The organism is Stenotrophomonas sp. TWI1409 (assembly GCF_039673015.1).
GTDB classification, from domain to species: Bacteria; Pseudomonadota; Gammaproteobacteria; order Xanthomonadales; family Xanthomonadaceae; genus Stenotrophomonas; species Stenotrophomonas maltophilia_A.
On the sequence record NZ_JBDJKU010000007.1, the window covers coordinates 76,778 to 89,472 of the forward strand.

Here is a 12,695-nt window from a genome sequence, read left to right on the forward strand (position 1 = left end):
CGGCCTCGGGCGCTCGCGGAGCCGGCCTTCAGCGGGCGGGATTGGAGACGTTTGCCGCACTGCGGTACGCTGTACCGCTTTGCCGCCGCATCCGCGTGTTCCATGACCAGCGCTGAAACCAACGCCTACGACCCGCAGCAGGTTGAATCCGCCGCCCAGCAGTACTGGGACGCCACCCGTGCCTTCGAAGTCGACGAGACTTCGGACAAGCCGAAGTACTACTGCCTGTCGATGCTTCCGTACCCGTCCGGTGCGCTGCACATGGGCCACGTGCGCAATTACACGATCGGCGACGTGATCAGCCGCTACAAGCGCATGACCGGCCACAACGTGCTGCAGCCGATGGGCTGGGACGCGTTCGGCCTGCCGGCGGAAAACGCCGCGATCAAGAACAAGACCGCACCGGCGGCCTGGACCTACAAGAACATCGAGCACATGCGTGGCCAGTTCAAGGCCATGGGCTATGCCGTTGACTGGTCGCGCGAGTTCGCCACCTGCCGCCCGGACTACTACGTCCACGAGCAGCGCATGTTCACCCGCCTGATGCGCAAGGGCCTGGCCTACCGCCGCAATGCGGTGGTGAACTGGGACCCGGTCGACCAGACCGTGCTGGCCAACGAGCAGGTGATTGACGGCCGCGGCTGGCGCTCCGGCGCCCTGGTCGAGAAGCGAGAGATCCCGCAGTGGTTCCTGCGCATCACCGATTACGCCCAGGAACTGCTGGACGGCCTGGACGAGCTGGACGGCTGGCCGGATTCGGTCAAGACCATGCAGCGCAACTGGATCGGCCGCTCCGAGGGCCTGGAAATCCAGTTCGATGTACGTGACGTTGACGGCGGCGTGCTGGATCCGCTGCGCGTGTTCACCACCCGTCCGGATACCGTGATGGGCGTGACCTTCGTGTCGATCGCCGCCGAACATCCGCTGGCGCTGCATGCGGCGAAGAACAACCCGGAACTGGCCGCGATGCTGGCCGACCTGAAGCAGGGTGGCGTGTCCGAGGCGGAACTGGAAACCCAGGAAAAGCGCGGCATGGACACCGGCCTGCGTGCGCTGCATCCGGTCACCGGCGAGCCGGTGCCGGTGTGGGTCGCCAACTTCGTGCTGATGGGCTACGGCACCGGCGCGGTGATGGCTGTGCCGGGTCATGACCAGCGCGACAACGAAGTGGCCAACAAGTACGGCCTGCCGATCAAGCAGGTGATCGCGCTGAAGGATGCGCGCACCGAAGAAGAGCGCACCTGGGATGGCAGCCGCTGGCAGGACTGGTACAGCGACAAGAGCCGTGCCTTCGAGCTGGTCAACTCGGCCGAGTTCGATGGCCTGGATTTCCAGGGTGCCTTCGAAGCCCTGGCCGAACGATTCGAGCGCAAGGCCCAGGGCCAGCGCCGCGTCAACTACCGCCTGCGCGACTGGGGCGTGAGCCGCCAGCGCTACTGGGGCTGCCCGATTCCGGTGATCTACTGCGCCAAGTGCGGTGCGGTGCCGGTGCCGGAAGAACAGCTGCCGGTGGTGCTGCCGGAGGACGTGGCATTCTCGGGTACCGGTTCGCCGATCAAGACCGATCCGGAATGGCGCAAGACCACCTGCCCGGAATGTGGCGGTGCGGCCGAGCGCGAGACCGACACCTTCGACACTTTCATGGAGTCGAGCTGGTACTACGCCCGCTACACCTCGCCGGGTGCCCGTGATGCTGTCGACAAGCGCGGCAACTACTGGCTGCCGGTCGACCAGTACATCGGTGGCATCGAGCACGCGATCCTGCACCTGATGTATTTCCGCTTCTATCACAAGCTGCTGCGCGACGCGCGGATGGTGGACAGCAACGAACCGGCGCGCAACCTGCTGTGCCAGGGCATGGTGATTGCCGAGACCTACTACCGCCCGAACCCGGATGGCTCGAAGGACTGGATCAACCCGGCCGATGTGGAAGTGCAGCGCGACGAGCGCGGCCGCATCACCGGCGCGACCCTGATCGCCGACGGCCAGCCGGTGGTGGTCGGTGGCACCGAGAAGATGTCCAAGTCGAAGAACAACGGCGTGGACCCGCAGGCGATGGTCGACAAGTACGGCGCCGACACCGTGCGCCTGTTCTCGATGTTCGCCGCGCCGCCGGAACAGTCGCTGGAGTGGAACGAAGCCGGTGTGGATGGCATGGCCCGCTTCCTGCGCCGCCTGTGGGCCCAGGTGCAGAAGCATGCTGCCGATGGCGCCGCTCCGGCGCTGGATGTTGCAGCACTGGATGCCAACCAGAAGGCACTGCGCCGCAAGACCCACGAGACCATCGGCAAGGTCGGTGACGACTATGGCCGCCGCCACAGCTTCAACACCGCCATTGCCGCGGTGATGGAACTGATGAACGCGCTGGCCAAGTTCGAGGACGGCAGTGCGCAGGGGCGCGCGGTGCGCCAGGAAGCGCTGCAGGCCATCGTGCTGCTGCTCAACCCGATCACCCCGCACGCCAGCCATGCCCTGTGGCAGGTGCTGGGCCATGGCGAGACCCTGCTGGAAGACCAGCCGTTCCCGCAGGCCGATGCCGGTGCGCTGGTGCGCGACGCGCTGACCCTGGCCGTGCAGGTCAACGGCAAGCTGCGTGGCACCATCGACGTGGCGGCCGACGCCGCGCGCGAGCAGGTCGAGGCACTGGCCCTGGCCGAGCCCAACGCGGCCAAGTTCATGGAAGGCCTGACGGTGCGCAAGATCATCATCGTGCCGGGCAAGATCGTGAACATCGTCGCCGCCTGATGTACCCCGTACCGGCCACCCGCGTGGTGGCCGGTACCATTCCGGTGCAGGGCCCGGCGTTTGATGGCCCTGCATTCACGCGGCTTCGGGCACGCTGTGTGTTGCCGTGATCGCCCGGCTCCGCCAGACTGTCTCCATGACCCGAATCCTGCTTGCCCTCGTTCTTGTCCTCGGCCTTGCCGGCTGCGGTTTCCATCTGCGCAACAAGCTGATGCTGCCGACCGACACGGCACCGGTGAAGGTGGTTTCCACTGCGCCTTACAGCGAACTGGTCAAGCTGCTCAACCGCAGCCTGCTGGCCTCCGGCGCCAGGCTGGCCGATGAGGACAGCAAGGAGCCCAGCGCCCAGCTGCAGGTACTGTCCGAGCGCTGGGGCGACCTGCCGATCGCCATCGACTCGCAGGGCCGTGCGCAGGAATACAGCCTGCGCTACGCGGTGATCTTCATCTTCCGTCGCGAAGACGGCAGCGAACTGGTGCCGCAGCAGGTGATCGAGCTGTCGCGCGACTACGTGTCGCCGCCGACCGACGCCACCGGTACCACCACCGAACGTGAAATCCTGGCCAATGAACTGCGCCGGGAAATGTCCGCCTCGATCATCCGCCGCATCGACAGCGTGGTGCGTGCCGAGATCGAGAAGGGCGGCAGCCTGTCGGCGCCGAAGGACAAGCCGATCGAAGGCGCGGTACCGGCCGAGCCGGTCCCCGCAGCCAAGCACTGAGCCGCGCGCATGGAACTGCGTCCGGAGCAGCTGGCCAGCCAGGGCGCTGATACCGCGCTGGCGCCGGTCTACCTGATTGCCGGCCCGGAAACCCTGCGCGTGCTGGAGGCGGCCGACGCCATCCGCGCACGTGCGCGCGCCTCGGGCATTGGCGAACGTGAAGTGTTCGACGCCGATGGGCGTGATTTCGACTGGAACCAGCTCGACGCCAGTTTCAATGCCCCCAGCCTGTTCAGCGCCCGTCGCCTGGTCGAGGTGCGCCTGCCCAGCGGCAAGCCGGGCAAGGACGGTGCCGAGGTGATCAGCCAGTTCTGCGCCAATCCGGCGCCGGACGTGGTGTTGATGATCACCGCCAACGAATGGAGCAAGGCGCACCAGGGCAAGTGGGCCGAAGCGGTCAACCGCATCGGCGTGCTGTCGGTGGCGTGGGCGATCAAGCCGCACGAACTGCCGGACTGGATCGAGCGCCGCCTGCGTGGCAAGGGCCTGCGCGCGGACCCGGCCGCCGTGCAGCGTCTGGCCGAGCGGGTGGAAGGCAACCTGCTGGCTGCCGCCCAGGAAATCGACAAGCTGGCGCTGTTGGCCGATGGCCAGCCGCTGGATGTGGAGCGCATGGAGTCGCTGGTGGCCGACGCCGCCCGCTATGACGTGTTCCGGCTGGTGGAGGCGACATTCTCCGGGCAACCGCCGGCGGTGCTGCGCATGCTGGCCGGCCTGCGAGGCGAGGGTGAGGCGGTGGCTGCGTTGATGCCGATGGTGATCCGCGAGCTGCTGGCCGGTGCTGGCCTGGCCCGGGTGCAGGCCCGGGGTGGCAACCTGGCCGCCGAAATGAAATCGCGCGGCATCTGGGAATCGCGGCAGGCGCCGTACAAGCGCGCGCTGCAGCGGCATCCGGAAAGCAAGCGCTGGGAGCGCTTCGTGGCTGAAGCGGGACTGGTCGACCGTATCGCCAAGGGGCGCGCCGACGGCGATGCCTGGCTGGCGCTGGAGCGCCTGCTGGTGGCTGTGGCCGAACCGCGTGCCGTGCGCCTGCTGGCGCGGGCCTGAGCAATGAGCCTGCGGATCTACTACGGGGGCACCTTCGATCCGGTGCACCTCGGGCACCTGGCGATCGCGCGGGCTGCCCGTGATGAACTGCAGGTTGCCGTGCGCATGCTGCCGGCCGCCGATCCGCCGCACCGTGCCGTGCCCGGCGCCACGGCCGAGCAGCGCTGCACCATGCTGTCGCTGGCCATCGGCGACGAACCGGGCCTGCTGCTGGACCGGCGCGAGCTGGATCGCGCGGCACGTTTCCCCGGTCGGCCGTCCTACACCGTGGACACCCTGCGCGAGCTGCGCGGCGAGCTGGGGCCGAGCCGGCCGCTGGCCTGGCTGGTCGGCGCCGACAGCCTGCTTGGCCTGTCCAGCTGGCACGAATGGGAGGCGCTGTTCGGGCTGGCTCATTTCGTGGTGGCGGAGCGCCCGGGTAGTCCGTTGCAGGCCGCGGTGGATGGCGAGCTGGGCCGGGCGCTGGAAGGGCGTTGGGCCGACACCGAGCAGGCCCTGTTCGCCAGCCCGGCCGGGCGCATCCTGCGCCTGCACCACCCGCTGCGCGAGGAATCGGCCAGCGCCGTGCGCTCGCAGATCGCCGCCGGCGGCCCCTGGCGCGCCCTGCTGCCACCCGGCGTGGCGGACTATGTGGCTGCACACGGGCTGTACCGCCCGGGCAGGCCGTGAATGGCGCAGCGGCGCCATCCCCGTATAATCGCCCCCACGTTTATCGAGTCGATCCACTTTGAGCAACCAGACCCAGCCCCAGACCATCAAGGTCGATCTGCCCAGCCCGCCGCCGTCCGTGCCGGAACTGCTGGCCAGCGTCCGCCAAGCCACCGAAGACCTGAAGGCCAAGGACCTGGTCGAGATCGACGTGCGCGGCCGGTCCAGCGTTGCCGACTACATGATCGTCGTTTCGGGCACCTCGACCCGCCACGTCAAGTCGATTGCCGACGAAGTCGTGCGCTTCGCCAAGAACATCGACGTGATGCCGCTGGGCGTGGAAGGCGAGCGCGAAGCCGAGTGGGTGCTGGTCGACCTGGGCGACGTGATCGTCCATGTGATGCTGCCGCGCGTGCGTGAGTTCTACGCTCTCGAGCGCCTGTGGACCGTCGGCGACCAGCCGCCGTCCAGCGACGACGAAGTGGCCTGAGCCACGCGTTGATGCATCCCTTCGACGGCGCCGATGGCGCCGTCGACGTTTTGGAGGACCGTTGATGAAAGCCCGCCTGATCGCCACCGGTGAACGCGCCCCCAGCTGGGTGGCGCAGGGCTTCGCCGAGTACCAGAAGCGGCTGTCGCACTGGCTGCCGTTCGAGCTGGTGGAAATCGAGCCCGGCCTGCGTGGCAAGGGGCGCGATCCGCGTCGCGCCACCGAAGATGAAGGCAAGCGGGTCATCGCTGCGCTGCCGAAGAATGCCTATGTAGTGGCGCTGGATGTGCCAGGGCGACAGCTGAGTTCCGAACAGCTGGCACAGCGCCTGGAACACTGGCGCGGGCAGGGAAGGGACCTGGCGTTCCTGATCGGTGGCCCGGAAGGGCATTCGCCGGAGGTGTCCGCGCTGGCCGATGAGAAGTGGTCGATCGGCCCGCTGACGCTGCCGCACATGCTGGTGCGCCTGGTGGTGGCCGAGCAGCTGTATCGGGCTGCCGCAATGATTGCCAATCACCCCTACCATCGCGCGTGAAGAGTTGTTATACTAGTCGTCTGCCCGAATAGCTCAGCCGGTTAGAGCACTTGACTGTTAATCAGGGGGTCGTTGGTTCGAGTCCAACTTCGGGCGCCACCTTGAAAAACCTGCATCGCGAGATGCAGGTTTTTTTTTGCGTCTTTGTAGGGGCGAGCTTGCGCGACTGCTGTTGTGGAGCCGAGCCATGCTCGGCTGCTGCGGATGAACCCAGCCGAGCCTGGGCTCGGGTCTACAGCCCGAGATTGCCTCGCCAGAACGCCACCAGCGTAGCAACCGCCACAACCAGGATCGCAGCGAACAGTACCCCTTCCCAACGCGTAAATACCTGTTCGCCGCGTTGGTGCCGGGTCAATGCGAACAACACCACGCCGGGCACGTACAGCAGTACCGACAGCAGCAGGTTGTCCAGGCCGCCGGCATACACCAGCCACAGCGCATAGGCGCTGGCCAGCAGTGCGACCACGAAATCGCGCCAGCGCACGCCTGGTTCATCGGCATAGGCCTGCCCACGCCAGGCCAGCTGTACGCCGAATGCCGTGGACAGGAAGTAGGGCACCAGGCTCATCGACGCGGCCAGCAGCACCAGCCCGGTATAGCTGCCGGAATTGACCAGCACCAGCAGCAGGAACAACTGGATCAGCCCGTTGCTCAACCAGAGTGCATTGGCCGGCACCCCGCGCGCGTTCTCACGCCCCAGGAAGGCCGGCATGGTGCCGTCACCTGCGGCGGCATAGAGCACTTCGGCACACAGCAGCACCCAGGCCAGCAATGCACCGAGAACGGAGATGATCGAACCGATGATGATCACCGTCGCGCCCCATTCGCCGACAATGGCACGCAGCACATAGGCCATCGACGGATTGGGCAGTCCGGCCAGTTCCGCCTGCGACAGCACGCCCATCGACAACAGGCTGACCAGCACCAGCAGCAGCCACACGCCGAGGAAGCCGATCACCGTGGCGCGACCCACGTCGGCACGGCGTGCGGCGCGCCGCGAGTAGATGCTGGCGCCCTCGATGCCAATGAACACCCACACGGTCACCAGCATCATGCCGCGCAGCTGCTGGCCGAGGTCGCCGAGTGCAGGCGCGCCGAGGAAATCGGCGCGGAACACGTCCATGCGGAACGCGCCGGCGGCCAGGACCAGGAACAGGGCGATCGGCAGCAGCTTGGCCACGGTCACCAGGCCGTTGACGATGGCGGCAGTGCGCAGGCCACGCAGCACCAACAGGTGCACGGTCCACAACAGCAATGACGATGCGGCCACGGCGGCCGGGGTATTGCCTTCGCCGAACACGGGCATGAAGTGGCCCAGGCCACTGAAGATCAGCACGAAGAAGCTGGCGTTGCCGAGCACCGAGGCAACCCAGTAGCCCCACGCAGCGGAGAAGCCGATGTAGTTGCCGAAGCCTTCGCGTGCGTATGCGTAGATGCCGGTATCGAGATCAGGCCGGCGGTTGGCCAGGGCCTGGAATACGAAGGCCAGCATCAGCATGCCCGCGCCGCTCAGGGCCCAGCCGATCAGCGCGGCGGCAGGCCCGGCGCTGCGCGCCACGTTCTGCGGCAATGAAAAGATGCCGGCGCCGACCATCGAGCCGACCACCAGTGCAGTCAACGCGGGCAGGCCCAGGCGTTGCGAAGTTGCGGCCATGCAGATCCTCTGCGGCGGTGATGCCGCGTGCACACGGTAGCCATGTGCCCGTGAACATGCCTGCAAGGGGCGGAACGACGAAGGCCCGGGCAGCTGCCCGGGCCTTCGAAGTTGCTGCGTTGAAAGGTGTTGCCTGTATTACTTGAAGGTGTACTTGGCACCGACGGTGAAGTAGCGACCGATGGCACCACTGAAGTGCATCGGGTTGTAGTTCACGCCGCCATAGGTCAGCGGATCCAGCGGAGCAATGCGGTCGAAGACGTTCTCGACCGAAGCATTCAGCTCGAACGCTTCGGTGATTGCCCAGCGGCCGGAAAGGTCGAAGGTGGTGAACGAAGAGATCTTCTTCACCGGCGAGCCGTCGGCATAGAAGAACTGGTACTTGCCGCCGCGCTTGTCGGTGTTTTCCATGCTGGAGATGTAGTTGGCCACGCCGCTGACACTCCACGGGCCCTGCTTCCAGGTGGTACCGAAGTTGATGCGGTCCTTCGGCGTGCCGATGCAGTTGGTCACGTCGCAGTTGCCGTGCGTGCCCAGGAAGTCATCGGTGCTGGTACCGCTGGTGCGCTCGAACTTCAGCAGGTGGCTCCACTGCAGATCCATCTCCAGCTGGCCCGGGCCGATATCGAAGGTCTGGCGGATGTCGGTGTCGATACCGCGAACGCGCGAGGAACTGGCGTTGATGTAGGCGGTGTTGACGGCCAGGATGCTGCCGGTACCGGCGACGCCGTTGAGCAGGTTGTTGTCGCGCAGGACGTTGCCAGCCCGGATCGCGTCATCGGTATCGCCCTGGGCGATCTCGTTGGTGCGCTTGATCTCCCACGCATCGACGGTCAGCGAGGTGGAGCGGGTAGGCTGCAGCACGATACCCACCGAGTAGCTCTTCGACTCTTCCGGCTTCAGGTCCTTGTTCGGACGGGTGATGATCGCAACCGACTGCGAGCCGCAGTCGTCCGGCGAAGCGCCCGGGGCAGGGTTTTCACCGTCCGGGCAACGGATCGGATCCGAGGCCGTGGAGAACGCGGCCAGGCCACCGTCGCCGTTCTCGGCCGGGTTCGGTGCACGGAAGCCTTCGGCGTAGCTGGCGCGCAGGGCGATCCAGTCGGCCGGCGTCCACTTCACACCCAGCTTCGGCGTGGCCTTGCCTTCACCACTTTCATACTTGTCGTAGCGCAGGGCAGCGGACAGTTCCAATTGCTCCAACACCGGTGCCGACAGTTCGACGTAACCGGCGTACACGTTCTGGGTGCCGTCGTAGGCCGAGTAGCCCAGGCCGATGATGTCACCCGTGTCGGTGTAGGTCTGCGGGGTCAGGCTGTTGCTGGTCTTGCGCCACTCGGTACCGATCGCCAGGCCCAGCGGGCCACCCTTCAGGTCCATCAGGCTGCGCGACACGGTGAAGTCGAACATATCCAGGCTGGACTTGGCACGTGCGCTGATCTTCGGCGAGATGTAGTCATACAGCGCCTGGGAGTTCAGGTTGGCATTGTCGCCAATGCGCCATACGCCACCGGCACAGTTCGCGTCACCCAGTGCACATTTCACGGCGCTGTAGCGCAGGAAGCCGGTGCGCTCGTTGACCAGGTCGGTGCCCGAGTGCAGGTAGGCGGTGTCGTAGCTCCAATCACCCCAGTTGCCCTTGACGCCGACCAGGAAACGATTGAACTCGTTGGTGTTGTCGGTCACGCGGGGGCCGACGTCCCAAGCGCTATAGCGCAGGCGCAACGGGCCAGTACCGAGGCCGGCAGGCCGGTCAGGATGGTTGGGACCAAGCACCACGGCGCCCGGACCGCTGTTGCCGTTGACCGGGCCGCCGGGATAACCCCAGCCGCCGGACGCGGCGGACGGCGTGTTGCTGAAGGTGGTTTCCTTCTTCGAGTAGCCGATCTCGGTGTAGATTTCGCCACCTTCACCGAACGCGAAGCTGGCGCGGCCGAACACGTTGACGTACTTCTCTTCCGGCGAGATATCGCGATACAGCTGTGCCGGATCCCACAGGCAGCCCTGCGCGGCGACAGAGGCGTCGGTCTGGCCACCGATGGTGGTCAAGCCCTGGCAGCCCGGCAGCGGTACGAGGGTGGCCGGATTCGTGTCGGTGACATTGCGGTCGTCGTACACCGAGCCATTGGGACCAACGCCGCCGCGGGTCTTGCCGCTGAGGAAGGCGCCGCCCAGGAACTGGGCATTGTTGCCATAGCCCCACTGGCGGGTGTCGCCGGTGCCGATCCACTTGCGGTTCTTGCGGTCGCTGATCTTGATCGCGTCGCTCTTGCCGACGTCAAGGCTGAAGAAAGCGTTCCAGCCGTCGGTGGCCATGTCGCCGGTACCGGCGGTCAGGGTCGCCTTCTTGGTATCGCCATCGCTGTCGCCGGACAGGCCGTAGGAGCCGCGAAGGATCGCGCCCTGGAAGTCGCTGCGCAGGATGATGTTGACCACGCCGGCGATGGCGTCGGAACCATAGATCGCCGACGCGCCATCCTTCAGCACTTCCACACGTTCAACGGCGTCGAGCGGGATGGTGCTCAGGTCGGTGAAGACCTTCTGGCCGTCATCGGCCAGGCCGTAGGTGGCCATGCGGCGGCCATTCAACAGCACAAGGGTCGAACCCGCGCCCAGGCCACGCAGCGAAATGCCGGCGCCACCACCGGCGAAGCCGTTGCCGAACGATTTGGGAATCGAGCCGGCGCCATTGGCGGTGATGGTCTGCAGGTACTCGGCAACCGTGGTCTTGCCCGTACGGTCGATTTCCTGGCGGGTCACCACCTGCACCGGGGACGGTGTTTCAGTGTTGGTGCGCGGGATGTTCGAACCGGTGACCGTGATGCGGTCCAGGTTGGTGGCCTTTTCCTGCGCGAAAGCGGAGGTGGAAGCCACGGCGCCAACCAGCAGCAGCGTGCCGCCGGTAAGGATATGGGTGATGGACGATGCCAGGGTGGTGCGGCGGCGGCTGGCGGGCCGTTGGATCAGGTGTTTCACAGCTTCTCTCCTAACTGGAAAACCGTAGCGTTGAGGGCTGTCTCCGGAAGATTCCGGGACGGACCAATCTAGGTTTCCGACAGGTGACGAAGTCGTGAATTTTTGCTTAATCAATAACAGTTGATCCTGTTCCGTCCGTACCCGCCCGGATGGAAGCGCCGGCCCGGCAAGCAGCCGGGCCGGCGATCACCTCAGTCCGGCAGCGAAAACTGCACCGGCACCATGCCGATGGCCGGCACGGCCACGCCATCACGCTGGGCCGGCTCGAAGCGCCAGTGCCTGAGCACCTGTTGGCGTGCGGCCTGGTCCAGGCTGCGCGAGCCACTGCTGCGCTCGATGCTGACCACCGCCGGCTGCCCGTGGGAGTCCACCTCTACCCGCAACAGCACCGTCCCCTGCTCGCGGTTGCGCAGTGCCGCCAGCGGGTAGGCCGGCGGCGGGGCGCTGCGGTACTGCAGCTGGGCGCCGGCCAGAGGCGTGGAGGTATCGATGCTCGGTGCCAGCTGGGGCGGGGCCGGTTCGGCGGCCGGCAGTGCGATGCCCTGGGTCTCCTCCACGGTCGCGGTGGGTGCAGGCAGTGGCGGTGCTACCGGCTGCGTCCGGGGTTTCGGCACCACCTGGACGATCTCTTTCGGCGGGATCGGAACCGGCGGCGTGGGCGGTGGCGGGATCTTCTCGATCAGCCTGACCGCAGTCTTGTCACGTGGGACCTGCACGGCCTGGTAGGTCGCCGGGATCAGCAGCAACAGGAAGGCCAGCAGATGCAGGGCGATGGCCGCGCTCCAGGCGGCAACGCGGGCGGGGTCGAAATGCGGGGATGCAACGGGATACGTACGAACCATGGTCCACCTCCATGCCAGTGACGAAGTCCTCAACGCACCAGGGCCCGTGGCGGGGTTGCCGCACGCGGCTGGCAGTCCATCAGTAGCGCGACAGGGCAGCCACTGCCTAGAGGCAGGGGGGCGATCGTTGGGCTGGCCTTCAGCCAACGCCGGCTACGGGCATGAAAAAGGCGGATCCCCTGCGGGATCCGCCTTTGTCGGCAATGGCGAACGGGATCAGCGACCCAGTTCGAACACCACGTCCAGGTTGACCGAGACGGTCGATTCACCCGGTGCGACCGGGGTGGCCTTGTCCATCGCCGCGCCGGCCGACATGGCCCGCATCATCGGCATCGGGCGGTAGCCGCCGCCGGCGTTCTCGGAAATGCTGACGATGCGGCGCACCTGCAGGCCCAGCGACTTCGCATAGGTCTGGGCGCGGGCCTGGGCCTTCTTCAGTGCAGCCAGGCGGGCTTCGTCGTAGACCGGTTCCGGCTGGTCGATCTCGAAGCTGGGGCCGTTGATCTGGTTGGCGCCCTGCGCAGCCAGTGCATCCAGCACCTTGCCCAGCTTGGCGATGTCACGCACCTTCAGGCTGACCGTGTTGCTGGCCTGGTAGCCGGTGATCTTCGGTGCTTCGTTGTCGGCATAGCGGTACTGCGGATTGAGGCTGACGCCACTGGTCTGCACGTCGCGCTCGGCGATGCCGGCGGCCTTGATCGCGGCCAGTACCTTGTCCATCTGCTGGGCGTTCTGGCGCATGGCGCTGTTGCCATCGGCGGCCTGGGTGACCACACCGGCCGATAGGGTGGCCACGTCCGGCACGCGGGTCGCCTCGGCATTGGCCGAGATGTTCAGCAGGGTGCCTTCGGCCGGGGCGGCGATCGACGGCGACGACGGGGCAGCATGGGCGGTCATCGAGGTTCCAAGGGCGAGGGACAGGGCGAGCAGCAGCGGGGTGGCGGTCAGGCGCATGGAGAACTCCTTGTTGTGCCGTTGAGGGTGGTGTCGTAGCGATGAACGCGCTGTGAGCCCGTTCGGGGTTGCGCACGTTCCGG

General features: G+C 66.5%; 10 protein-coding genes and 1 tRNA gene. 7 read left to right on the forward strand and 4 right to left on the reverse strand.

Annotation, left to right across the window (positions count from 1 at the left end; genetic code table 11):
• Positions 1-102 precede the first annotated feature (102 nt).
• The 7 genes from leuS (at position 103) to ABE423_RS04310 (ending at position 6,285) form a co-directional block, all read left to right on the forward strand.
• Positions 103-2,745, forward strand: a complete 2,643-nt coding sequence (gene leuS, locus ABE423_RS04280; RefSeq protein ID WP_121504589.1) for a leucine--tRNA ligase — start codon at positions 103-105, stop codon at positions 2,743-2,745.
• Positions 2,746-2,881: 136 nt separating this feature from the next.
• Positions 2,882-3,466, forward strand: a complete 585-nt coding sequence (gene lptE, locus ABE423_RS04285; protein WP_032128984.1) for an LPS assembly lipoprotein LptE — start codon at positions 2,882-2,884, stop codon at positions 3,464-3,466.
• 9 nt (positions 3,467-3,475) lie between these two features.
• Positions 3,476-4,513 carry a DNA polymerase III subunit delta gene (gene holA, locus ABE423_RS04290; protein WP_032128985.1) on the forward strand — a complete coding sequence of 346 codons (1,038 nt, stop codon included), beginning with the start codon at positions 3,476-3,478 and terminating at the stop codon, positions 4,511-4,513.
• A gap of 3 nt (positions 4,514-4,516) precedes the next feature.
• On the forward strand, positions 4,517-5,182 hold the full coding sequence (gene nadD / locus ABE423_RS04295; RefSeq protein WP_180836606.1) for a nicotinate-nucleotide adenylyltransferase: 666 nt from the start codon (positions 4,517-4,519) through the stop codon (positions 5,180-5,182).
• 58 nt (positions 5,183-5,240) lie between these two features.
• Positions 5,241-5,651 (forward strand): ribosome silencing factor, encoded by a 411-nt coding sequence (gene rsfS / locus ABE423_RS04300; RefSeq protein WP_005418109.1) that lies wholly within the window; start codon positions 5,241-5,243, stop codon positions 5,649-5,651.
• A 64-nt stretch (positions 5,652-5,715) separates the two neighbouring features.
• The gene (rlmH, locus tag ABE423_RS04305; RefSeq protein ID WP_005418108.1) at positions 5,716-6,186 is read left to right on the forward strand and encodes a 23S rRNA (pseudouridine(1915)-N(3))-methyltransferase RlmH; all 471 of its coding nucleotides are present in this window, start codon (positions 5,716-5,718) and stop codon (positions 6,184-6,186) included.
• A 22-nt stretch (positions 6,187-6,208) separates the two neighbouring features.
• Positions 6,209-6,285: transfer RNA gene (locus ABE423_RS04310), tRNA-Asn, on the forward strand.
• 133 nt (positions 6,286-6,418) lie between these two features.
• Here the strand turns inward: ABE423_RS04310 and ABE423_RS04315 are convergent.
• From ABE423_RS04315 to ABE423_RS04330, 4 genes are all read right to left on the reverse strand, one after another.
• Entirely contained in the window at positions 6,419-7,840 is a 1,422-nt protein-coding gene (locus ABE423_RS04315) for a basic amino acid/polyamine antiporter (RefSeq protein WP_180836607.1), read from the reverse strand.
• 138 nt (positions 7,841-7,978) lie between these two features.
• On the reverse strand, positions 7,979-10,816 hold the full coding sequence (locus ABE423_RS04320) for a TonB-dependent receptor (protein WP_019338628.1): 2,838 nt from the start codon (positions 10,814-10,816) through the stop codon (positions 7,979-7,981).
• A 191-nt stretch (positions 10,817-11,007) separates the two neighbouring features.
• The gene (locus ABE423_RS04325) at positions 11,008-11,658 is read right to left on the reverse strand and encodes an energy transducer TonB (protein ID WP_071228714.1); all 651 of its coding nucleotides are present in this window, start codon (positions 11,656-11,658) and stop codon (positions 11,008-11,010) included.
• Positions 11,659-11,874: 216 nt separating this feature from the next.
• Positions 11,875-12,612 carry an SIMPL domain-containing protein gene (locus ABE423_RS04330; protein ID WP_006382138.1) on the reverse strand — a complete coding sequence of 246 codons (738 nt, stop codon included), beginning with the start codon at positions 12,610-12,612 and terminating at the stop codon, positions 11,875-11,877.
• Between the last annotated feature and the right edge of the window lie 83 nt (positions 12,613-12,695).